Annotated in this window: 16 protein-coding genes and 2 tRNA genes; 10 read left to right on the forward strand and 8 right to left on the reverse strand. The window is 35.9% G+C overall.

Features of this window, described 5'->3' with window-relative positions; translation table 11 throughout:
* The first annotated feature begins 121 nt into the window (after nt 1-121).
* From PVV63_RS05870 to pgi, 3 genes are all read left to right on the forward strand, one after another.
* Nucleotides 122-1,261, forward strand: coding sequence for an efflux RND transporter periplasmic adaptor subunit (locus PVV63_RS05870; RefSeq protein ID WP_273790286.1), 1,140 nt, complete (start codon nt 122-124; stop codon nt 1,259-1,261).
* Nucleotides 1,258-4,392, forward strand: coding sequence for an efflux RND transporter permease subunit (locus PVV63_RS05875; RefSeq protein WP_273790287.1), 3,135 nt, complete (start codon nt 1,258-1,260; stop codon nt 4,390-4,392). Before PVV63_RS05870 ends, PVV63_RS05875 begins: the two co-directional genes overlap by 4 nt.
* A gap of 190 nt (nt 4,393-4,582) precedes the next feature.
* Complete coding sequence (gene pgi / locus PVV63_RS05880; protein ID WP_273790288.1) at nt 4,583-6,247, forward strand: glucose-6-phosphate isomerase; 1,665 nt, start codon at nt 4,583-4,585, stop codon at nt 6,245-6,247.
* 318 nt (nt 6,248-6,565) lie between these two features.
* On the opposite strand, the gene PVV63_RS05885 is transcribed toward pgi, so the two are convergent.
* Nucleotides 6,566-6,655, reverse strand: a tRNA-Ser gene (locus PVV63_RS05885).
* Between the two features lie 285 nt (nt 6,656-6,940).
* Between PVV63_RS05885 and rplU the strand changes: the two genes are divergently transcribed.
* From rplU to PVV63_RS05905, 4 genes are all read left to right on the forward strand, one after another.
* On the forward strand, nt 6,941-7,420 hold the full coding sequence (gene rplU / locus PVV63_RS05890; protein WP_273790289.1) for a 50S ribosomal protein L21: 480 nt from the start codon (nt 6,941-6,943) through the stop codon (nt 7,418-7,420).
* A 12-nt stretch (nt 7,421-7,432) separates the two neighbouring features.
* Entirely contained in the window at nt 7,433-7,702 is a 270-nt protein-coding gene (gene rpmA / locus PVV63_RS05895; RefSeq protein WP_100130483.1) for a 50S ribosomal protein L27, read from the forward strand.
* A 1,406-nt stretch (nt 7,703-9,108) separates the two neighbouring features.
* Nucleotides 9,109-11,640, forward strand: a complete 2,532-nt coding sequence (ptsP, locus tag PVV63_RS05900) for a phosphoenolpyruvate--protein phosphotransferase (RefSeq protein WP_273790290.1) — start codon at nt 9,109-9,111, stop codon at nt 11,638-11,640.
* A 1,542-nt stretch (nt 11,641-13,182) separates the two neighbouring features.
* A tRNA-Ser gene (locus PVV63_RS05905) sits at nt 13,183-13,272 on the forward strand.
* Nucleotides 13,273-13,734: 462 nt separating this feature from the next.
* Here PVV63_RS05905 and PVV63_RS05910 read toward each other — a convergent pair.
* From PVV63_RS05910 to PVV63_RS05920, 4 genes are all read right to left on the reverse strand, one after another.
* Nucleotides 13,735-14,955, reverse strand: a complete 1,221-nt coding sequence (locus PVV63_RS05910; RefSeq protein ID WP_273790291.1) for an MFS transporter — start codon at nt 14,953-14,955, stop codon at nt 13,735-13,737.
* Between the two features lie 1,552 nt (nt 14,956-16,507).
* Entirely contained in the window at nt 16,508-16,714 is a 207-nt protein-coding gene (locus PVV63_RS10495) for a YqcI/YcgG family protein (RefSeq protein ID WP_375663304.1), read from the reverse strand.
* Nucleotides 16,715-16,879: 165 nt separating this feature from the next.
* Complete coding sequence (locus PVV63_RS05915) at nt 16,880-18,085, reverse strand: ATP-grasp domain-containing protein (protein ID WP_273790292.1); 1,206 nt, start codon at nt 18,083-18,085, stop codon at nt 16,880-16,882.
* Nucleotides 18,082-19,272, reverse strand: coding sequence for a hypothetical protein (locus tag PVV63_RS05920; protein WP_275065197.1), 1,191 nt, complete (start codon nt 19,270-19,272; stop codon nt 18,082-18,084). The genes PVV63_RS05915 and PVV63_RS05920 overlap by 4 nt, the downstream gene beginning before the upstream one ends.
* Nucleotides 19,273-20,368: 1,096 nt before the next feature.
* Here PVV63_RS05920 and tmk point away from each other — a divergent pair.
* Together tmk and PVV63_RS05930 are read left to right on the forward strand one after the other, a co-directional pair.
* Nucleotides 20,369-21,019, forward strand: a complete 651-nt coding sequence (tmk, locus tag PVV63_RS05925) for a dTMP kinase (protein WP_273790294.1) — start codon at nt 20,369-20,371, stop codon at nt 21,017-21,019.
* Nucleotides 21,020-21,619: 600 nt separating this feature from the next.
* Complete coding sequence (locus PVV63_RS05930) at nt 21,620-22,831, forward strand: MFS transporter (RefSeq protein WP_273790295.1); 1,212 nt, start codon at nt 21,620-21,622, stop codon at nt 22,829-22,831.
* Between the two features lie 318 nt (nt 22,832-23,149).
* Here PVV63_RS05930 and PVV63_RS05935 read toward each other — a convergent pair whose 3' ends face one another.
* From PVV63_RS05935 to PVV63_RS05945, 3 genes are all read right to left on the reverse strand, one after another.
* Nucleotides 23,150-23,419: a hypothetical protein gene (locus PVV63_RS05935; protein ID WP_012754562.1), complete on the reverse strand. Its 270-nt coding sequence runs from the start codon at nt 23,417-23,419 to the stop codon at nt 23,150-23,152.
* A 2-nt stretch (nt 23,420-23,421) separates the two neighbouring features.
* Nucleotides 23,422-23,868, reverse strand: coding sequence for a hypothetical protein (locus PVV63_RS05940; RefSeq protein ID WP_273790296.1), 447 nt, complete (start codon nt 23,866-23,868; stop codon nt 23,422-23,424).
* Between the two features lie 104 nt (nt 23,869-23,972).
* Nucleotides 23,973-24,215 carry a hypothetical protein gene (locus tag PVV63_RS05945; RefSeq protein ID WP_273790297.1) on the reverse strand — a complete coding sequence of 81 codons (243 nt, stop codon included), beginning with the start codon at nt 24,213-24,215 and terminating at the stop codon, nt 23,973-23,975.
* A gap of 147 nt (nt 24,216-24,362) precedes the next feature.
* On the opposite strand from PVV63_RS05945, the gene PVV63_RS05950 reads away from it, so the two are divergent.
* Nucleotides 24,363-24,869, forward strand: a complete 507-nt coding sequence (locus PVV63_RS05950; RefSeq protein ID WP_273790298.1) for a helix-turn-helix domain-containing protein — start codon at nt 24,363-24,365, stop codon at nt 24,867-24,869.
* The last annotated feature ends 160 nt before the right edge of the window (nt 24,870-25,029 follow it).

The following is a 25,029-nucleotide window of genomic DNA, read 5'->3' on the forward strand; positions in this document are numbered from 1 at the left end:
TGAGATCTGTTTTTTGCGGTGGGGGTAAGACACACACACCCGCTGTTGGGTTTTTGTGTAAAACGCCGATATTACTGTTGAAAACTATTTCAGATAAACATGACACAGCAAGGGCGGATGTATGGCGTTATTAAAAAAGAGCTTTCCATTAGTGTTTTTAATCGTTGTTTTAACGGTTACTTATTGGGCTGGAAAAAAGAGTGCAGAACAACCCATTTCTATGGTGGATAAAACAAAAGTATCAGATAAAACTTCAAATGGAAAAATGGGAAGGCCACCGGTAAATGTTGTCGTTGATCTTGTAAAAATTCAAGATTTTTATGAACAACTTAACGTTTTAGGGAGTGGAAAAGCTCTTGCAGAAGTTGAGCTTACCCCTTTATCCTCAGGTGTTATTGATAAGCTTTTTGTGTCAGCAGGTACAAAAGTACAAGCCGATGATGTGATTGCAAAGCTTGATTCTAAAAAAGAAGAAATAGCGGCTGCAAAAGCAAAAGTGCAACGTGATAACAATGCGTTAACGCTTTCGCGCATTCTTAAATTACGCGCCAGCAATACAGCAACGGAAGTTCAAGAAATTATGGCACGCTTAGAGTTGGATAACGCAAATTTAGTTTTGCGTAATGCTGAATTAGATCTCGATCGGCGAACAATTCGAGCACCGATTCCTGGAGTTGTTGGTATTTTGCCCGTTGATGCGGGGAATAACGTGACCCTTAATACTGTAATAGGCCGTATTGAGAATAGAGAACGTATTTTGGTCGATATATGGGCCCCTGAACGATATGTGTCGCGCATCCATAAAGGAGATGAGGTAACGGCAACGTTAGTCGCGCAGCCAGATATGTCTTTTGTTGGTCATATTTATGCGATTGATAATATCGTTGATCCAGAAAGTCGCACACTTCATGTTCAGGTTGAAATCAATAATGAAAAAGATACGCTCATGTCTGGTATGTCCTTTTCTGTTGCCTTGCAATTTCATGGTGGTTCTTTTCCTGTCGTTAATCCTCTTGCAGTTCAATGGAATAGTAAAGGGTCATTCGTTTGGCGTGTGAGAAAAGGGAAAGTAGAGGCTATACCCGTATCAATTATTCAGCATAAAGCAGATCAAGTTTTCGTAAAAGCACCCCTAGAAAATGGTGATCAAGTTGTCATTCAAGGAGTGCAAATGCTTTATCCAGGAAGTAAAGTAACGATTGATGATCCAAAGTCTCATCAACAGCAATTACCAGCAGTTTACGGAACGGATATACAATGAGCCAAGAATTGAGCACAAAACAGCCTACGTCAAAGGTGGAGCAAGGTGGTCTCATTACCTTATTTATTCGCAGACCGGTTTTTACTTTTGTTTTAAATGCTATGATCATCATTGCAGGATTTGCAGCATGGTTAAATGTTGATGTAAGAGAATTACCCGATGTTGATACTCCCGTAACGACGGTTGTGACGGTGTTTTCTGGTGCGTCGGCAGAAACAATTGATCGTGAAGTTACAAAAGTTATAGAAGATGCCGTTTCTCGTGTTTCAGGTGTTAAGACGATTTCTTCAACGTCTTCTTTTGGGCGCTCCCGTGTACAGATTAATTTTAATGTTGGTGTTGATTTGAATGTTGCGGCATCTGATATTCGTGATGCTCTCTCCCGTATTACCTATTCTTTACCGAAAGATGCGGATTCGCCTTTGATTATTAAAGCAGATTCGAATGCAGCTGCCATGATGTATTTGGTTGTGACGTCACCAACAATGAGTGTTGATGATTTAACCACGATTGTAAACGATCAGATTGTTGATGCAATTTCTGCTGTTGATGGTGTTGGTGATGTACAGGTCGATAGTGCTCGCACAAAGATTTTTCAGATTGATATAGATCAAGCAAAACTTGCAAGTTATGGATTAACTGTAGCAGATATTTCACGTGTTCTTGCTGATATGACAACAGATGTGCCAGTAGGGTCATTACGCAATTCTAAGCAAACTTTAGTTGTACGTGCTACTGCACGTTTAACAACACCAGAATCTTTTGAACAAGTTGTTTTAAAGCCTCATGTGCATCTTGGTGATGTTGCGCATGTTACTTTATCGCCGGATATAGAAACAGTTATTCTTCGTATCAATGGAAAGACAGGTATTGGATTAGGTATCGTGCGTAAAGCACAATCCAACACTCTTAATATTTCTGAAGGTGTGAGAGCCGTTGTTGATAATCTCAAAAGTATTGTTCCTTCTTCTGTACATATAGACGTTATTAATGACGATGCAATTTTTATTAAAAGCGCTCTTCATGAGGTTGAAGTTGCGTTGGTCATTGCTATTTTGAGCGTTATCTTGGTCATTTTTCTTTTTCTCAGAGACATTCGTGTAACGCTGATACCTGCTGTATCTCTTCCTGTCGCTTTGATTGGTACCATTGCGGCTATTTATCTTGTAGGGTTTTCATTGAATATTCTCACATTTTTAGGACTTGTTTTAGCAACAGGGCTTGTTGTGGATGATGCCATTGTTGTTCTTGAGAATATTGTTCGGTGGCGCAACATGGGATTAGGTTCCAGAGCAGCAGCGGTGATAGGAACACGTGAAGTATTTTTTGCTGTTTTAGCAACAACACTGACATTAGTGGCTGTGTTTGTTCCTATTTCCTTTCTTCCTGGGCAAGTTGGAGGGCTTTTTAGAGAATTCGGTTTTGTTTTGGCAATTTCTATTTTGCTTTCTTCAGTTGTTGCCTTAACGCTTTGTCCCATGTTGGCTTCACGTTTTCTCAAAGAACATATTGAGGATAAAGAGGAAGAGTCCCATCATTTTGCTTTTTTATATAAATTAGGTACTTTTTTTCATAAGGCATATACTTACAGTTTGCATAAGTGTTTAGAAAAGCCTTGGGCTGTTGTTTTTGCTTCACTTATTTTTGGGGGTCTTTGTGTTGGAGGCTATACGAAGCTACAACAGGAATTAACGCCAGCAGAAGACAGAGCTGTGATCTTTTTGGTTATTAATGGACCACAAGGTATTTCAACACAATATTTGAACGAGCAAATAGAGCAAATTGAAGCAAGTCTACAGCCATTACGTGATGCAGGGGAGATTGCTAACAGTTACTCTATCGCGGGTGCTGGCGGTTCACCCAATACTGCTTTTTTGATTTTATTGCTTTCATCTTGGGATAAACGTTTACGTAGTCAGCAAGAAATCGTGAAAGATATTAATGCAAAGGTTAAACAGTTTCCCGCAGTTTTTGTATTTGCTGCGCAGGGAAATTCTTTGGGTGTGAGAGGAACTGGGCAAGGGTTGCAATTTGCAATTCTTGGCAATGATTATGCAACATTACAACCCATTGCTGATAAGCTGGTGAGTGCTTTACAAGATGATCCGCGTTTTATTCGCCCACGCCTTACTGTTGATGCAACACAACCGCAATTTTTTATTGAAATCAATCGAAAAAAAGCCTCCGATTTAGGGATTGATATCGCCAATTTGGGCGATACATTACAAACAATGTTGGATGGTAAAAAGATTGGTTCCATTAACGTGGATGATCATTCTTACGATGTTAAATTGATATCGCGTACAAATTCTATGAAGAGTCCTAGCGATTTAGAAAATATTTTTTTAAAAACCAAAGACAATCGATATGTTCCTTTATCTGTTATTGCGCGTTTACATGAAAAAGCTATTGCTCCTCAATTAAAACGGGAAAAACGCATGAATGCTGTTGTTTTAAGCGCAAATCTTGCTCCAGATATCGCTTTAGGGGAAGCTTACCAAACTGTACAGAAAATTGCTTCTCCTTTGTTATCAAAAGGAACCTATTTGGTTCCCTTAGGGGAAGCCGAAACGCTTAATGAAACATCTTCCAATTTTATGATTGTTTTTGGCATTGCCTTTTTGATTATTTTATTGATTTTGGCTGCTCAGTTTGAAAGCTTTATTTCAGGATTCATTATCATGGCCACTGTCCCATTAGGGATTGGTTGTGCTGTAATTGCTATGCTATTAAGTGGTGTGAGTCTTAATATTTACAGCCAAATTGGATTAATTTTGTTAATTGGTGTTATGGCAAAAAATGGTATTCTCATTGTTGAATTTGCAGATCAATTACGTGATCAGGGAAGAAGCGTGCGTGAAGCCGTAGAAGAAGCAGCAAACATTCGCCTTCGTCCAGTTTGTATGACAATGATTTGTGCCATTTTAGGAGGTATTCCTTTGGTTTTAGCCAAAGGTGCTGGCGCAGAAGCTCGTATAGCTTTAGGTTGGGTTATCGTTGGTGGCTTAGGTTTAGCAACTATTTTTACGCTTTATGTTACACCGGTTGTTTATCTTTTTTTAGGGCGTTTTATAAGACCAAAAGCAGAAGAAGATTTACGTTTAACAAAAGAACTCAATCAAGTTAAATGATGTATATGATAGAAAAGATTTGAAAATTTATTCTTGTAAAAATATCATTTTCGGATCTTATCCTTTATATTTTGTATATTCCTTCATTTTTATGTGAGCAGTGAAAATAGCGAGCAATAAAAGAGATGCTTTCTGCTTTGTTATTGTTTGGGCATAGATTTCATTATCAATAACCGTATAGGATAAGCTTATGGGAGATAGCTTTTCGATTCGAAATGAAATGGCTTTTGAAGCCACATTAAAAGCTTTAAGAAACCATGCCGCAAAGGATGGGGTCTATGATATTCGTCGGCATTTTGTAGAAGATGAACAGCGTTTTTCCCATTTTTCCCTCAGACTTGATGATCTTCTTTTCGATTTTTCAAAATGTGGTGTGACATTTAAAACATTGCAACTTCTAGATGATTTAGCGGTCGCAGCAGATGTGTTAGGCCGGCGTGATGCAATGTTTTCTGGTAAGGCGATTAATACAACTGAAAAACGCTCAGTTCTTCATATTGCATTACGTTTACCTGCTGATGAAATTTTCATGTTGGATGGTCATAATCTTATTCGCGATATTCAAGACGTCCTTGAAGATATGGAAAGATTTTCTGAAAAGGTGCGTGATGGAAGCTATAAGGGAAGCAGTGGCGAGAGAATAAGTGATATTGTCAATATTGGTATTGGTGGTTCTGATCTTGGTCCTGCAATGGTCACATACGCTTTAAAACCTTATCATGATGGTCCACAGTGTCATTTTGTTTCGAATGCTGACAGTGCCCATATTTCTGATACTCTCTCTATTTTGAATCCAGCAACAACGCTGTTTGTCATTGCTTCTAAAACTTTTACAACGGCTGAAACAATGGTAAATGCTCAAGTTGCACGTCAGTGGATTTGTTCACATTTAGGAGAAAAAGCCGTTTGTACGCATTTTGTTGCTGTTTCAAGTGCGCTTGATAAAGTGGCAGAATTTGGCATAGATTCCACAAGCGTTTTTAAATTTTGGAATTGGGTTGGAGGACGTTATTCAATTTGGTCAGCCATTGGACTTGTTGTTATGTTTGCAATAGGTGGTGGAAATTTTCGCAAATTTCTCAACGGTGCTTTGCAAATGGACCAACATTTTAAAACTATGCCTTTGCATAAAAATATTCCTATTCGTTTTGCTCTTTTAGGATTTTGGCATCGTGTTATTTGTGGTTATTCATCACGTTCGATCATTCCTTATGCACAGCGTTTAATACATTTTCCAGCTTATTTACAACAGCTTGATATGGAATCAAATGGTAAGCAAGTCTCGCTGGATGGAAAACCATTAAGTTTTTCAAGTGGTCCAATTGTTTGGGGGGATTCAGGAACAAATAGTCAACATGCTTTTTTTCAGCTTCTGCATCAAGGAACAGATATTATTCCTGTAGAATTTATTTTATTTATAAAAGGGCATGAGAAAAATTTACATTCTATGTATGAGATGTTGCTAGCAAACGGTTTAGCACAATCAAAAGCATTGATGAAGGGGCGTAGTATTGAAGATGCTCGGCATATCTTGATAAAAAATGGAGTTGGTGAGGGTGAGGCAGATCATTTAGCACTTCATAGAAGTTTTAAAGGAAACCGTCCCAGCATTACGTTGGTTCAAGATTTATTAACACCTTTTGCACTCGGTCGTCTTATTGCACTTTATGAACATCGTACTTTTGTTGAAGGGATTTTAATGAATATTAATTCATTTGATCAATGGGGGGTTGAACTTGGTAAAGAATTAGCAAACGAGTTACTACCAATTCTTCGTGGAGAAAGTAAAGCGGATAATCGCGATAGTTCAACATTAGGGTTGCTAGCACATATTCAAGCAAGACGTGCAAAATAAATATAATTTGACAGTAGGTTTTGCACTAACTAAGCAAAAGTAGAATGAGAGAGAAATATGAGATAATTCTTTAATTTTACTATGCGTTCTCTTATTATCTGAACTAGATTTATGTAACAGAAAATCAAAAAAGTGCAAAAATTGTAAAAAGGAGAATTTATTCGCAAAAACGATAAAGACCTTTGAGAGGTCTTTGAAGACCCTTTGAGCCCCCCTTAAAATCCTTCGAAAAAAATAAAATGGTACAAAATCTGCTGACAAGCTACAACCGGCAAGCTACGATTGAAGACATTTTAATAATATCGTTTTATAAATTAATGGCGGAGAGAGAGGGATTTGAACCCCCGATAGAGTTGCCCCTATGCCGCATTTCGAGTGCGGTGCTTTCAACCACTCAGCCATCTCTCCATAATAAAGTGAAACAAAAATCGGCACTATTTGAGTGTATAAGGGGTAGATAACCTTCAATTGTTTTTGGTACAACCTTTTTTTCTTTTTTATGGGACTTTATTGACAGAGAATAGAAATTCCTTCATATATACAAAATATAAGCGTGGGGAAATCTGCGCATATTTGTGTTGAAGAAGGTTTTATCCTTCTTTGAGATTTATTACGACTGATAAAAAGCAGCCTATTTTCCCTTATTTCAAGGCAGAAATTAAATAAGAGCTGGAGTGAACGGAAGGATAAAAAATGTTCGCAGTCATTAAAACTGGTGGTAAGCAATACCGCATTGTTGCTAATCAAGTGGTAAAAGTTGAAAAAGTTAGTGGAAATGCGGGTGATGTTGTTGAATTCAATGACATATTAATGGTTGGGCAAGAAGGTAATGCGGTTATTGGTACCCCTGTCGTTGCTGATGCATTGGTGACAGCTGAGATTTTAGAACAGGCACGTGGGCGCAAGGTTATCGCATTTAAGAAGCGCCGTCGTCAAAATTCTAAACGCACGCGTGGCCATCGTCAAGAATTTACGAGGCTTCGTGTTTTAGAAATTTTAATGGGTGGTTCAAAACCTAAAAAAGTTGCTGCAAAACCGATAAAAGAAGAAGCAACTACACCACAAGAAACAAAAGCTGCTGCTTCTGTTGAGAAGACGGCTAAAAAAACGGTTGAAAAAAAGACTGCGCCGCAGAAGAAAGCGTCTGTAGCATCAAAGAGTAAGAAAGATTAAAGGAGAGCGTCTATGGCACATAAAAAAGCTGGTGGTTCCTCGCGTAATGGTCGTGATTCAGAATCGAAACGTCTAGGCGTTAAAAAATTTGGTGGTGAAACCGTTATTGCCGGAAATATTATTATTCGCCAGCGTGGTACACGTTGGCATCCTGGTAACAATGTTGGTATTGGAAAAGATCATACGCTTTTTGCATTATCAAATGGAAAGGTTTCTTTTCAACGCAAAGCGGGTAATCGTTCCTATGTTTCAGTCATTCCTATGCTGGAGGCAGCAGAGTAATCTGTAACACTCTCTAGCAATCAACAGGATTTCATTGAATTATAGTTGTGGTTTTATAAGTATTAAAAGGGAAAGATAGAGTCTTATCTTTCCCTTTTTGCGTTGGTACTATAATAAATGTAGAAGATATGCGAAAAAGGTAGAATTGAGGAAATGGCTTTTCTCAATGAGGGAAAAAGTTTGTGCGATGTTATGTTAGTATTTAGTACTGAACATATTGATATTATGATAGAGTTTGTTGATAAATTTCTGTATAATAATAGTGAGAGAGACTTTCTTTTTATGCATGAAGAAGTGTCTAGTGATTTCTTATAAGAGAAGCAGTTTGTTTTCAGAAAATTATGAGAAATTTAATGAGAGCATTCTTTATGTAATCATTTTGATAAAGATGGGTCTTTTTATCGGCATTGTGGTATTGATGAGTTGTCATACTGTTTTTAGTTGGTAGTGTGGATAGGTGTGGCTATTCATTTAAAAAGACATAGGGATAAAAAATCCATAAGAAGGCAGCCAAAACTACTTTGAAAGTGACGTGCATTAAGGAATTTTCGGTAAATCAAGAGTGAAATTATATTTTTAAGGAGGACGGTGTTTAAAGATATAAAAATAACCAACGTGCAATCAGCGCCCTTCAAGAATATTTTTTCTGATTTCACTATTATTGTGTATTGTTGAAAGTAAATAAGCATAAGAGCTAGGGTTAAGGCAATCATTGCGTTTCATTTTTTACTTTATTTATCTTATTTGTAGAGTTTTTCTTTATTTTAGTAATTGATGATGGTGCTTGGGGGGATGTTCGTACTTTGCAAATGTGCGACAGAGGGTATTGTGTATTTGCGATATTGATTGAAGTAAAGGTGTAGCTTAAAATATATAAATATTATATATCGAGGGTTTGATATCATAAGATGGGCAGCACGGAATTTTAAAGATGATAAGTTGCATGGAGCAATTTGTAATTATGTAATGAATTTATAAAGAGGGATAATAGGTTAAATAAACTTTGAGGAATCAATCAAAATATTAGCTGAAGTTACGGATGATTGGGAAGGATGCTTTCTTGTAGGAAAAATAATGAAAAGTTATGTTGAATAACTTAGGATAATGAGAGCGTTTCGAAAACATAGTTTTTCAGGTGATTGGTTCTGTAGAAAATGGGGTTTTGTCTTTGTAAAGTAAAAGAGTAAGAGGCAGATTTGCTTATAATGGTTTTAAGCACTTCGCTAGATAATAATATCCAATTGTTTTATCGGTTATATTGAGGTATTTAAGCACCTCACTTAGCTATATTCCGTAAAATATAAATAAAGCTGTGGTGGTATTTATAGCTTGTATTTTGGGAAATGCAGCTTTGAAAAGGAATGTGTCAGAGATATTGGTGTTCAAATGTGAGGCAATTTGAATTCATGATGAGATATGAGAAAGCAGAAGCAATGAATGTAGATTTTGCTGATGGTGAAATCTTGTCTATAAGATCTGTACAACTTGCAGCTGCTTTTGATCATAAAAATGATGCAATTTATGCTGCTGCTGAATTGCTTGTGCAGGTTGGTGCAGTTGATAAGTGTTATCTGGCAAGCATGCTTGCACGTGAAGAAACAACCAATACTTGGCTTGGAAATGGTATAGCCATTCCTCATGGTATGGCTGAAAATCGTGATTTAATTATCAAGGATGCTGTTGCTGTTATACAGGTTCCTGCTGGTGTTGAGTGGCAGGATGGCAAGAAAGCATATTTGGTTATTGCCATTGCAGCGTGTCCAGATCGCTATAGAGAAATTTGTAAAAAATTGACGTCTCTTTTATTTGATAAAAAACAGCTTGAAGTACTTGCAACCACTATGGACAAACAACAAATTGTTACAACTTTGTTTGACCAAAATATGAAGATAGAAAAAACTTTTATTGGTGACCTTTCTGTGTGTCAGGAATGGACTTTAGATTATCCAAGTGGTCTCCATGCACGACCAGCTTCTCTTTGGGTTGATTTTGCGAAAAAGGCTCAAAGTTCCATCAGAGTTCGCCATGGTCAATATACCGTTGAAATGAAAAATTTGGTTGGTTTATTGCAATTAGGAGCAAAAAACGGTGATGTTCTGATTTTTTCTACAGATGCTTCAGAAGGAGCACAACTTCTCAATGATGCCATTGCTATTGCAAAAAAAGTGAGTATTAGTGAAAAATGCTTGATGAAAGCAATGGAATCTCAAACAAAGGCTTTTCATGGTTGGTATCCACGCTCTATGCAAAAAGGCATTTCTGGTGTTGGAGCGAGTTCAGGATTAGCATTTGGTAAGATTTTTGTTTTAAGGCAAAATGATATTTCCATAATAGACCAGCCAATTGATTTTGCAGCTGGTGCAGCATGTCTTGAAAATGCTCTTACAAAAACAAAACATAAAATGGCATCTGTAATTTCTGATATTACAGTGCGTATGGGAGCAGATTCTGCTGCAATTTTTTCTGCGCAAATGGTTTTGCTTGAAGATGAAAATTTAATAGCTCAAGCTTGTCGTTTTATAGCGGAAGGTCATGGTGTCGCTTGGTCTTGGGATAGAGCGGTTCGTCAATTTTCAGATATGTTTTTTAAGGTAGATAATCCTTTGTTAGCAGCACGTGCTGTTAATTTAGTTGATGTTGGTCGACGTGTTTTAGGTGAAATCAATCCATCCTATAGATCGTTCTTTTTAAATGATATTCCACATGGTGTAATTCTGGTTACAAATGACCTTTCTCCTTCTGATGTAGCACAACTTGATTGTACAAGGGTAAAAGGATTAGCAACAGCATGGGGAGGTCCATTATCTCATACAGCTATTTTGGCGCGTACTCTTGGTATTCCAATGGTTGTTGCTACAGGTGATGATATTTTAGCGATTCAGTCTGATATTCAGGCTATTATTGATGGCGATAACGGGTTTATTTACCTTGATCCTACGCTTGAAGACGTTGAAGATGCTCAAAGGCATATTGATACTGTTGCGCAAAAACGTGTCAGTGAAATAAGTGCGTGTAGATTACCAGCGCAAACGATAGATGGTCAAAGAATTCGTATCATGGCCAATGTCAACTACGCAAATCAGGTTCCTGTTGCGCTTGATTTGGGGGCTGAAGGTGTTGGACTCATGCGCACGGAATTTTTGTTTTTAGAGAATCCACATATTCCGGATGAAGAGCTACAATTTAATATATATCGGACGATGATTACAGCTGTAGGAGATAAGCCATTAATTATTCGTGCACTTGATATTGGTGGGGATAAACAGGTTACGCATTTACATTTATCTAAAGAGGACAATCCTTTTTTAGGTGTTCGAGGAACGCGGCTTTTGTTACGTCGACGTGATCTTTTGGTGCCTCAATTACGTGCTTTATATCGAGCAGCAAAAGAGGGCGGAGATCTATGGATTGTGTTTCCGATGGTCATGTCTGTTTCAGAGATTGTCGCTATAAAAAAGATTGCAGAGGAAATCCGCAACGATATTGATGCACCAAAATTAAAACTTGGTATTATGATCGAAGTTCCAGCAGCGGCCATTATGGCAGATGTATTGAGCGCCCATGTTGATTTTTTTTCAATTGGAACCAATGACCTAACACAGTATACAATGGCTGTTGATCGGCAAAATCCGTACCTTGTGTCTGAAGCTGATAGCCTTGATCCAGCAGTTTTGCGTATGATTTATCAGACTATTCAGGGAGCTGCACAACATAAGTGTTGGGTTAGTGTATGTGGTGGTATGGCTGGAGATCCTTTTGGTGCAATGATTTTGACTGGATTGGGAATTAATGAGCTTTCTATGATATCTTGCGATATTTCTCCAGTAAAGGCGTGTTTACAGACTCATAGTTTTGAAGATATGAAAATTTTAGCACAAAAAGCATTACAATGTGAAACTGCACGAGCTGTACGTGCTCTAAGCAAGGATATAAGGTGATAGAGAACATTAAGGGGAAAAAACGAGCTCATTTTTCAGACTAATCAGATCTTTAGTGTTGTAAAACATTATCCTTTAGGACAATTATAAGCAGCATATTAATTTGTAATGGTAATTTATCGTGTTACATAATGAGAGCCTTAAATATTGTAGGGTTTTCTCGTTTTAAATTTCTCTATATTAAATTAATAAAAATTATTCTTTTATACATTACAAAGAGGAGTAATGTATGGATAAAAACACTCTAAGAAAGAATAAATGCCTTTTATGCATTCTCTCAAATCGCAATGGATGTTGTAATATTAGGTGATAAATAGCGTGATGGTACTTGGCTTTTACTTTTTATTTAAGGAAAGATGATGCTATCCAATAGATTTTATACCATTCATAGACACCGTATGAGGTAGATGTGACAAGCTTTAAGAGATGTTTTTTAACAAACGTGTGGATGAGAAAGAAAATAGTATTTTTAGAGTATTCTGTTTTGTTATGAGACCATATCCCACTTAAAGAATGCGATAATCAAAAGTATGAAGTAATACGTAATCTCTTTTAAATAATAGAGATTACTTTAGATATTTTGAAAACTGTAAAGCTGAATTTAAAAGCATATGGTAAAAATGAAAACAGGTTTGCATTTTTATGATTTTGTATTTGACCAAAATGACTATTTTTTCATTTCAGAAAATAAGATATATTCATACATATTAAATTAAAAATGCAAAGGTTTTTTTTGTCTGAATTTTATTTTCTTTAGTATCAACTAAATATAGAAGTGTGAAATTGAATAGAGGATTTAGAGTAGGGCTTATTCTGTAATCCTATGAAAGAGGAAACTGACACCATCACACTATTTTACAGCCCTCAATGTTGCAAGAATTCGTGCTATTTGAAAAAATACATAAGAGGCACTTATCCTCTCTTAAAATGTTCTTCCTCCACATACCATCCCCGCTTATGACGTATAAACGATAATTTATTATTATAAATCAATATTTATATATTATCTGAAACATAAAAGTGATTAGCAGGTAGATCTCATTTCAAGAGAGAGTTGTTTGTAATCAAAGTTACAGTGATTAAGTATTTTCATCCTTGGAGGCAAGAAGAAGGTTGAAAACGATTTTTATTGAAATGAAATTTATTATCTGAATAAACAATTTTAATATTATATATATAAGAAGTTCATATCGTTATTATTCTATTTATTATTAGGGTAATCAATGGTGTTAAGTGAGAGATATTTAATTATTTGGTTATGCAAAACCATGGACTGTATGCCAATTTTAAGAGAAGTATTTTTTTGTGAAGCAGAAAGTGCGTAAATGAGTATGAAAATTTATAACTGGTGACAATCTTTTTATTCCCATTATTGTATTCTACAAACCTATCCACGAAAAAAGTTTTTTCCTAAAAAGAAGGGATGTGCTTGTTATTCAACAGATATAAGCTCTTACTTTAATAAATGAATTTATTTTTTGGGTTTTGAATGTATAGTTTAGACTTGCACGTTATTTCTTTCTGGGTATAGTGCAAACTTCTGGAGAGGTGGCCGAGTGGTTGAAGGCGCACGCCTGGAACGCGTGTATATGGGAAACCATATCGAGGGTTCGAATCCCTCTCTCTCCGCCATTAATTTAAAACGAACTTTCATATGCTTGATATGACATAGTTTAAAAAGCTCAGCATTTGCAGGATTTTTTGCTGTTGCAATTGACCAGTTCGCGCCAATCTATGCCTGTCATTATGTACACCTAGAAATTGCTGTTGAATTTCCATGAATTTTACACTTTTTAAGCTCCTCTCCTCTCGATCTTGAGATAACCTGATCTAGCATAAACGATCTCTTCAAATATCATTAAAGGATTTTTGCCATTATCACTAACTTCTGGTAGAGCTTTTAGAATTAATGGTGATCATAGTGCTATTTGCAATTTCGTTGCTTAACGGGCTATCCACATGAGAGGTAACAAACACCTCAGCTTTTCTCACGCAATGTGCTTATTTAAAATTAATGTCATGAATATTTGTACAAAATTTTTATCTATACGATAATCAAAAAAAGGCTGACGTAATATAATAATTGAATATCATTCATGCGGCGCTTTCTTTTATCTTTAAGCTTTGTATGTAAATAGATAGTCCGTGCAAAATAAATAAAGGGGCGCAAAAGCCTATAAATACACATAGGACGTATAATATAGAAAATGAAAAAAATTTTCCTGCATATAAAAGCACAATAGAGAATAAAGCTGTTATGATGCGTACACTGGCATCGCCTGCCAAAATCACCTCGGCTAAATTTTCATTAGGTGTGATAGCTTGTCCAATTGTTATTCCCGATATCCTAAAATAAAATTGCCCAATACCTAATAAAAACCCCATAATATAAAGGGAATATTGAGTAAAATTTAAATATAAAACAAAAGAGATTGCGATCACGGCAAATGCCGGTGCCCCCCATACAAAAAAACGAATTAAAGATGGAAATTTCTGTAAATAATAAGATGAGATAAGACCATTGATCACAAAACCCAGTGCTGACAAAGCAAAAATAGAATTTTGAATAGCTGTAAATTTTATATTATCTGATGTTATAGAAGCAAGCACAAGTGGCAATAAAACAATAGGCCCCGTATAGAGAGAATTATTCAAAATACGATTAATCGTTAAAAAACGCAACGCAGAAATCCGCCAAAGGCACCTGAACCCAACTCCATAAGCTTTTTGAGATGGCTTTTTTAATAGCTCTTTTGCTCTGTTTAGTTGTTGTATAGACTTTATACGAAACCATAAGCAGGCATTCAAAAGATAGATAAATACAATAAAGGCTATAGCTATTTTGTGCCCCAAATGCGCAATTATAAAATATATAAGCAATGGGGATATAATAACAAAAAACTGACAGCAACTAGTGTAAAATGCAAAAATTCCAGCTTTTTGTTTGGGAGCTGGAACCAGCTGATTCAAGGCACTATTGTTATTTGGGTTATCAGCCCCCATCAAGAGAGCAAGTAAAAAAAATACAAATAAAATAAGTACTGGATTGTTCATAAATAATAAGAAAGACAATAAACAAGCGCAAGTAATTTGACTATAAAACCCAATTATAAAGCCTTGATAGTGCGCCAACACGTTTCCCAAACATAAGCCAGCAATTCCAATTGCGATTAAATTAACGACATTTAAAGTAGCAGACGCTTCTCCTGTTGTATCTTGGAATTGTAACAAAGAAAGGCCAATAGATAATACACCACTAGCACAAAAACTCGTCAAACAACCAATCACAATCATAAGAAAAACAGAATTACGCAATAGCCTCTTTCCTTTTAAACAGAGACTCAAGCCATTTTATGATTTTCTCCATTGTCGAATATGGTTCGGTACTAAATTCCAGTTTTTCATAAAAGTTTAGTTCAAATGCGTTATAGGCACTTATTTTTTGAAAGTCATCTGTCAGCATGAATTCTATACTTGGCAACGTTGTACCCATAGATTGAGATAAATAATAGGAAATTACTTTCCAATACATATAGGTATGCTCTCTTGCCAAATAATTTTCCAAGGCATATTTCAAGTGACAACCACTTAAAAGATATTTCGGACAATGGTGCAACGGATAATAAATACAAATAGCACCGGCTTCGTGTCCGGGACAAGAAGAAATATTAATATTTTTATCATTTCATAATATTATAAAAACGCTCAGTGAGCAGATCTTCCAAATTTAGTCTAGTCACAACAAGATTGGTTGCTAATTTTTGAGAGACATGAGACCAAGCCAATCTTACTACTAAAGTTCCAATAACCTTTAAGTCAGATTCTGGATAAGCTTTTTTAAAATTTTCCACCCATATGTCTCTGTGACATATAATAATTGGCTCATCTCGTCTGAATGAACAAGATGTAATTCTAAACCAATATTATCACAAAGTTTTGAGCTCTTGAATTCTCCGTATCCTAATCTGGTATTCTTAAATCATCATAGGAACTAAGAATTTTTAAGTATTCCAACTTTTATTAAACTTTGTAACAATCTATTGGAATCTCCCCTTCACTGACTTCGACAATTATTTTCTCACCACTACAAGAACAAAAAATTATCTTTGAATTTGTTTATTTTTAGAAAAAAAATGAGCAACACTCTTTCTTAACTAAAAGAAACACGCTCTCTACCTTTTTCTTTATGATTATCAAAAACCTATCCCGTTATAATTTAACCATCCATTATTAGGAGAATATTCTGCGTTTAGCCTAATAAACTGTTATAATCAATGTTTCTCTCTGTTCTAAAAATCAGCGTTTTTTCTCCTAGAGATACTCATAATTTCTGTACAATCTTTCCCAAAAAGGCCCCCCTAAACATTGCTATTAACATGATCATCCTGAGAAGTTTTATACATACACACTGCATTCTATGTATTTTTTGGAAAATCCCTTTGAATCTCTATCGAGCCTTGTTTTGGCAGCAACATTTTGAATATATCATAAATATTTTTATTTAATTTTAGAAAACTTAGTCATTATCGTGTTTCATTAGATGATATGAGCAAGGTAGGGATTCAATAGTGTTGTCTTGCAGAAAATATTGCGTCCATTCTCTATTTTGGAGTTTGCTATATTTTCTTAAAAAAGGAGATTTTGTGATAATATCAAAAGGTTCAGGCCTTTTTCCTACAACGAGAATACATTTTGTTCTGTAGAGAGAAGACTTAGAAAAAACACTTAAGCTGGAAAGTTAACATAAATATAGAACTTACTTAATTCTGTTTATATGAGACGGGACATTGCAAGCTATAAACATAGGTTCGCCATGAAAGCAGAACTCTCATAGATGATTGTACATATTTTTTTGTATATGCTTAGGTCACTCTCGGTTGTCAAAAGCTCGCAAACTTTTAAGTGTAGACCAGAATTTTTCTCTATAAACTTCGATACTTTGTATGGGGGCAGGCTCCTCGAATGCAACAAAAGATGTGTTCTTTCCAAAACTTTTATAATTATCGCAATAAGTTATCAGGTCTTCCATTATATTTTTTGAGGTCAGCTTGTTGTAGAACCCAAATCTAAGCATATTTTTTGAGTATCCATTTACACCGAATAGGCAGAAAAGGCCTAATTGTGTTATTCATGGTTGCATTGAATTCTTTAAAAATGACTTGCTTCCATTTTTAATATTTGTCTATATTTTCAATTATTTGCGCTTCTGAATCCATTTTTTCTTCCCAATTGCTATATTTTATAAGAAATTGCTACGAATGATCCTCTCCAAAGCTGATAATTCATCATCACTGTGTCCCCAAATTGCTATAATAGCTGGGCAGGTATTTAAATCGATGGTTAGGGGGAGGAGCTCGTTTTCTTTAAAAAAGAGCGTAAAATGAACCACATTTTCCCAAGAATGAAGCTTTTGCCGCCATACGTTAACATCTTTTATAATATGACCGTCGATCTCGTTGATAAGGAAGATAATACGCCCTTTTTTCTTAAAGCGACTTGGGGTTTGCGAAAACACGCCTGCAATAAGGTTAACGGAGCTTTCAAGTAAACCATCTTCATAGCAATGCGCGAACAAGGTGGGTGCAATTCCTCCGTGGAGGCGGGCTCCTACTTCGATCATCACTGGACCACGAGCTGTTTGCATGATTTCCATATGCGCAGGTCCATATTCAATCCCCAGTGCGCGAATGCATTGTTTTGCATAAGAGATAAGAGGGGCATAAGAGGGATCTTGAGCATCAAGCACATCAAGCGATTCATAAACAAAAGCACTTCCATTATGAATACCTTTTTTATACCGCGATAAAGCACATATCTTTATAGCCTCTCCATTTACAACGGCGTCGACGATGTATTCCTCTCCCTCCAATCTTTCTTGGAGCAAATAGGCCTCGTTAGGTGCGCCAAAAATATTTTTTTTCTTCCAGTCGATTTCAGAGGTCCACGTTACTACTTCCTCAAGATTAGAGAAAAACAAAACACCATCACTCCCTGCAGAATCATTTGGCTTTACCACATAGCCGCTGTGGCTTTCAAAACCATCGAGAGTACAATCGTTTTTTGTAAGAATTTTTGATCGGATGTAAGATAAACCATTTTCACAAAGGCGTTTTTGCATCGCTGCTTTTTTCCGTCGCCAATCGGTAGTCAAGGGGTTATTCCCAAGACAACCATAATAAGCCGCCAATTGCTCTGCACAATAGATACCTCTTTCGGCACCCGCTATTACAGCCTCTATCGTGCCGATAGGAAAGCGTTTCTTTATCTCATCTACACTATGAAGCTTCGCTTCTGCCATGCCCTTTCCCTGATAAGAAAGCATAAAGTGTGAAAAAGGAGCTGCTTGAGAGACAACACCATAACAAGCATAGCCTAATTTTTGCAAAGCAGGGCCATAGAGGGCACCCGTGGAGAAAGGGTCGACAATAAGAATAGGTTTTCTCATACTTTGTTCCGCTGTGATAAAAGGAAAAGAACATAAATAAAGATTATTAGCCCTATAAGGGGCAGAAGATAAACAGCTGCTTGAGGACCCATAAGGGCAGAGCTTGTAAGAAGACCAAGAATGACATAACCTGCCGATTGGGAGAGAGTATAAAGCATACCGCTATAGCTTCCCACCAGCTCTGCTTGAGCCTCTGTTTTGGTTGCTTCAATCGTATGTTTGCGGGCATTAATTCGCATGGTATTCATTGAAAAGCCAATAAAAAAGCAAAAGACCACAGCCAAATAGGGTGATTGTGTGGTGCTAAAAATAAGATCAGCCATGCTCAACATAAGGGCTGGGAGAATAAATTCAAAACGAGGGATTTTGATAAAAGCAGCTAAAAAAGCGCCCACGCCCGCAACCGCACTGCAAAGCCCATAATATTCAGAACCAAAATTTTTCACACTCTGAAAAAGAATAGTTGCCAGCGTATTATAAGCGCAAATATGAAAGCCAATAAGTCCTATGCAGACGCATAAAAGTTTAAGTTCACGGGAGAGCTCATCCGCTTGCGGTGTAGGCGCTGTCTTCTTACCAGTTGCAAGTGTTGTGGTATCTGTGGCGTTATATTCATCGCAAAAGATAATATATCCGGCTATAAGGCTTATAATGATGTCAAACACACAAAGTGTCACAATCAAACCATTATAACCGATTTCAGCTGCTGCCCCTCGAGGGCTGGTCGCTTCTAAGAGATAACCACTCAGTGCTGCTCCCAAAAATGCGCCAATTTGCACCACTGTTTGCATAATGCGGGAAGCCTTTTGGGCGCTAATATAACCACTAAGTGCTAGTTTAGTATTATAAGTCTCGAGAGTGCTTAAGGTAATCAAAGAGAGATAGCCGATAGAGATAGAGACAGCGATAAAACCAAAGGGGGAATCAGCGTAATGGAAAAGTGCAATCAATAAAAGAAGGCTATAGATAATGATTCGCCTTTTGTATAAATCGACCAACCGCAGTGAGGCTTTAATGTGCACAAGACCGCTTTTTTTCAAAAGATAGGGCATAAGGGTGCCCAAAGCCATGGTTACGCCTAGGAAAACCGATGAGGATGTTATGCGATAAGCATTCCAAAGATTACTTAAAAATAAAACCATATCAGAAAGATACAGCAGGACAACAAGCCCATAAAACCGAAACATCAGTTGTTTGTGCACATTATCCCCCCCCCATTTCAGAATCTCTTAAAAACACACAGTATTATAAATCAGCACACATGTTTACAAATAATAAATACACACACACATATTACTGGGCATGTCAAGTTTTTTGGTAGGGAACATTTGAACGCTGATGTTTATGGTAGTGATAGCTTATTATTCAGGAGAATGAATAGCGATGGAGGCTGGTATTTTTACTGCGTCTGTTGCGGGAGGCTTGCCAATAAGGGGAAAGCCAGATAACGAATATAACTATGTCCTAGAGATATATTTTGCGCTTTCAAGTTGATTTTATTTATACTCAAGGTTGAGGTTTTTCTATTGACCGTTGTTAGATGTTGTTGTGACAATAAACTTCGTTATCTATCAGAAACATTTATGGCATTAGCGCTAAGGTGTTGTATTAAAGCCTTTACATAGTAGTCTGTCTGATAGAGAGGTATTATTGGTTCAGTTTTAGGAGGCTTTATTACGGCTGATTTGGGCGTCGTCGTTGTTTGAGGTCTTATTATAATATTCTTAATTTCAGTTTATGAATATACCGAAAAATATAGTGAAACATTTGATTTAAACGCTTTTGCAAGGCATATTTCAATATCTCAGCGATGTTTTCCAAGAATTGCTCTGCTGCTTTTTGACGGGATCGGATATCAAATGCTTATAGCGAGGGCAGTGGTTTGAGAAAAGATAGAGTTGATTTCATTAGCTTCCTATGGAGCGCAATCTAGTAGCAGCTCTTAAGGGACAATAATATACTGAGGTCGAACTCATTTCTATACACTTACACGACGCTATAGGAGTAATCCTCAGAAACTCTACTAGAATTCGTCAAAAAATGACAGGTTATGGAGTGTGAACAAAAAAATATATTTTTTACAAATACTTAATCTCATTTTAAGTTGTCTAAAATATAACCTTATCTTAAAACTAAGTCTATATACTACCATTTATCATAAAGTTATACAAAATGCGGGAGTATTGTGTTTTTCTGTTTAGAGACGAGTTAAAAAACACCTTATTAAACATTAAGAGATTTCAGACATAAAACAATTTAACTTATGGAAAGTATATAGACAAAATGTATCTTGATAAAAAAGTTTATAATTCCATGTGGTCTCCAAAGAAATTTTCTGGTTCTTTTATTGTCTTATGTGGATTTGATGGGAGTGGTAAGACAACACAAACAAAAGAAATCGCTCGCCATTACTCAATAGAAAAACATATAATACAAACTTTTCAACCCAGTTATTGGTATAGAAATAATCCAGAAATTAGAGATTACTTAGATAATGGAAAAGCAATTGATCCATTGCTTTTAGCACTCTTATCAGCGACAGATAGACGCAAACATACGCTTGAAATTATTGAACCTTCCTTAACGTCATCGCAAAATTTATTAATTAGCGATCGATATGTTTATTCTAGTCTTGCTTATTTTTATGCTCGAGAGCTTTCTGTTGAAAGTGTAGTTAAATTAAATCAATCTATTCCAAGACCTCATATTACATTTTATCTTCATTTACCGCCCACTACTATACTAGAGCGGTTGCAGAAAAGGGATGGTTTAAACTTAAAATACGAAGAAAAACTCTCTTTTATTGAAAAAGTTTACAAAGTATACAAAGTTTTATCAGAAATAGATGAGCGGTTTATAACAATTGATGGAACTGCTTCTGTTTCTTTAATTCATCATCAAATACGACATCATATAGATGAAGTTTGTTTTTGATTATGAATAAAATCATTTATTAATCAATTTATCCACGATAGATCCTCCTTTATGTATTCGTACTCTAAATCTGAAACTTTAGAGATATGATTGTAATAATTTAACTGCTCAGGAAAAATATCACGTTATATATTTTAATTAGAAAACTAACTGTAATGAGCTTGTTTTAAAAGATTTAGAGAAGGGGAGTAGAAAAGTTAGCAATATTTATTGTGAGGATAATAGTATGTTTATTCTTTTAGAGACGAAGTGTGGTGATAGAAGAACGACATGGAGGAATATACTCGAGCATATTTTAGTGCACGGAATAATAAGGACAATAATGTGAGTGAAGCTTCCATACCGTAAAATTGTTTCACATATGTATAAAGGTGTAGCTTCTGAATAAAACGCACATAAAATATTAATTTTGTTTTTGTCCATAAATGTTCCGTTTTCATAGAAGAATTAATCATAAAACAGCACAAAGATTGTAAAAGCCTCAAAAAAGAAATTTTGCTTTCTTAAATTTAATGATCTAAAATAAAAATTGTAAGAATGCCTGTTTTTAAACAGGATGTATCATGCATATCGACTGGTATTCATTTTAGAGGATAATTTATGTTCACTTCAAATTTGAAGGAACGCATTGCTTTATTTGAAAATAGAACTTTTCTCTATTTTACTTTGAGCGGCTTATTTGCTACATTTGGAAGTGGACTAAATTATATTACATTGTCATGGCTCGCTTACAATCAGACGGGCTCAATCCGTGGTGTAGCGTTGATGATGCTTTTTCTTTGGACGCCTGGCATTATTTTTGCGCCTATTTTTGGCATATTGGCAGATAAATATAATCGTAAAACGCAGATTATTATTTCAAATCTTGTGAGAGGTTTGGTAATTGTAAGCTGGGTAATGCTTTGGCATTTTGGTATAGAAATTGAATTGATGGTCTTATCTGCTCTTTTGGGTATTTTTATCCCTTTTTATATGCCATCAGCTATTTCTTTAATTCAAAGTATTGTGCTGAAGGAACAGCTCATCAATGCAAATGCGACCATCGATATGGTTTATGAACTTGGCACTATCGTAGGTATGGGCTTAAGTGGATTTATACTGTCCTATGCAGGAACAAAAGGAACTCTTCTAATAGGTGGTATATTCTTTATCATTGCTGGTTTATTTAATTTTGCAATGAAGGTACCTAAAAACCGAAGATCTAAAAATCAAAACCAGCAAAATTGGTGGGAAAATTATACAGCATCCCTTCATTATTTTAAACAGAATCCGGCTCTTTTTGTACCTTATATAAGCCAGATGATTATTATGACTCTTTTGATGACCATTCCTGTTATTCTCGTTCCTTATATACAAGAGGTTTTACATGCAGATAGCAGTATCTTTGCAATATTTGAGGTGCTTTATTCTATGGGCGTATTGACAGGTGCGTTTTTTTCACCACTTCTTTGTAAAGTTTTATCTATCAGGAAAACATTAGCCATTTTATTAGCTTTTATGGCTATTGGCCTCGCTATTCTATCTGTTAATACACACAATTTTGTTGTTTTTCCTGTTTACTTTATGATTGGATTTGGACTTTCGAGTTGGGCTCTTTCGATTTCTTTATCACAACTCTCTTGTGATCCTGAATACCAAGGAAGATTGCAGGCAAGTTTTAATGGTATCTCTGGATGCTTGATCCTCGGAGTCTACCTCATTATGGCAAGCGATAACAGTAGCATATCACCTCAATCGATATATTTTTTTCAAAGCATTGTTGCGTTTGTTGGAATACTCATAGTGCTGTTTTATAGACATGAAAAACAATAAATTACGTTTAAGAGTGGTCAATATACGCTATTTTATAAACATTTACGCTGCAGCACATTTCATATTTTGCTTTTAAAGGAGAGTTGAGAAAATGTAAAAGTTGGTGCTTAATGAACAAAGCATAAATTGATGTATACTAGAGAATACTCTCTATTTTTTGATAATGATCTAAAAGAATTGATGCGTTTCTTTAATTCATCTCACTGTTGTTAAGAAGACGAAAACGTAACACTTTAAATCTTCTTGAAAGTTTTTTGTTTAAGCGTAGTAGAAAGTAAAGCAATGAGGTAATATCGTATCATATGGGAGAGTATTGTATTATTTTTGTTTTTCAAAATCCATATGAAAAATTGTATCAATTTCATCTTCATTGGAATGGGTATTTCTACGACGATGCAAGGTTTGCACAATCTCTTTTTTTAAAACAGCATCTGTTTCACTTAAACGATGAATACTGAGTTCCAATTCAAGAGATAACGCCAAATCCACGCACAATTTAAGCTCTTCTCCAATGTCGAAACCGCGTTGATAGTCGTCATAAAGACCAACCAGTGTATCAGATAATTCTTTATCGCATAAAGAGGTCATGCTTAATTCCTCAACGTTGCGGGTTTCCATGCAGCTTTTTTAAGTATCACTCCACTATCATCACTTAAAATTGCCATGTATACGAACCTCATGGTTTTGTCAATTTTCTGCAAAATACGCGCTTTTAAATCAATGCCTATTAAAGATTTTATTACTCCAAGTTTTTGAAGCGCCCAATTGTAAATATGGATGGCAATGTGTTTACTATAGAACTTATAGCATTTAAAATACACTGCCAAAAGGCTTTTAATGTGCGTAGAGGAAGAGTATTCTGACGATAAACCAAACACCCTGAAATCTCTATTGCCAATTACAGCTAACTCAGTGTCATTAATATATAAAATAAGCAAACAGGGTTTGTAAACGTCTAACTTTTTAATAACGAGTGATAATCTCATTTTTTGTAGAATACCAATTATTTTGCCTGTTTTATATTGATTTTTAGACATTGATAAACTTTTTACCTTATAAAAACCTATGGGAAATGAATTTGCATATTTTTGTAATAAGATTTCAGTGGTATATTGCACAGCATGGAATGAAGAGAATCGTATTAGGCTTTTTGCTTTTGGAAGAATATGACTGCGACTTGTGAGAAAGCAGTTGGCAAGAATTGGCTTGGCATGCAAACTGATAGAGTTGGCAGTGGCGCATTTAGCTTTTTCATTGGGCTGTGTCCAAATGTTTTTGACTCTGGAAAATAGCCTCTGATAGGCTTGAGTTTTTCCAAGGTTATATTACAGGGGCGCAGTTCAGTAAAATACCACGGCGATTGCATTTTTTGTGTAATTGTCATAATTTTCGCTCCTGCTTAAACGGATGCTGCAACATCTGTTTTTGTGGGGTTATGTATGTGATAACTGCTCTTTTTAAGGAGCAGTAATAATAGATATAAATCAATATAATTATTTAGTCAACAATTATATTGATTTTGGAGTGTTTTTTGGCTCGTCCGGAAGCAAAACCTAAAACTGAGTTGGCAAAACGTTTTCGTGAAGTGCGTCACGCTCTTGGTTTTACAGAGCGTAAGCAGTTTGCTGCACATCTTGGTATCACTGCTGGCTCTGTAGGAACTTATGAAACTGGTATAAGTGAGCCTACAGCCTCTGCGCTCTCCAAATATCAAGAAATTTGTGGTATTTCCTTAGATTGGCTTGTGACGGGCAATGGCGAGATGTTTTCAGATATGGCAAAGGCAAAAGCAGCTGGTTTTAAACCGCAAGCGATACCTGCTGGGCTGATGAAAAAGCTGGGACATTTAGTTTATACGACCTATCATGATGCAAAAATAGATCTTTCTCCTGAAGATGTTGCGGAATTAGCAGCAGAGCTTTATGGAAGATTACAAGAGCTTATTCAAAACCTCAATGATATGGAAGAAGTCGAAGCCACTTTGCCACTTTTAAAATTACATTTAAAGCGTAAAATCGAAACTGAAAAGCATATCTAGAAATTTCATAAGATACGAATGAACAGCCTTTTTAAAAAATAAAACTTTTTTGATTTTCTGCTGTATAACCAAGTTTGGAATGTGAAAATCTCACGATCTTCGAGTCTTTTATTCAACCTGAAAAACGAGAAACTATCATTATAAATCAATATATTGTTCT

Origin of the sequence: Bartonella sp. CM31XJBT (assembly GCF_028618555.1) — a bacterium.
In the GTDB taxonomy this organism is placed as follows: domain Bacteria; phylum Pseudomonadota; class Alphaproteobacteria; order Rhizobiales; family Rhizobiaceae; genus Bartonella.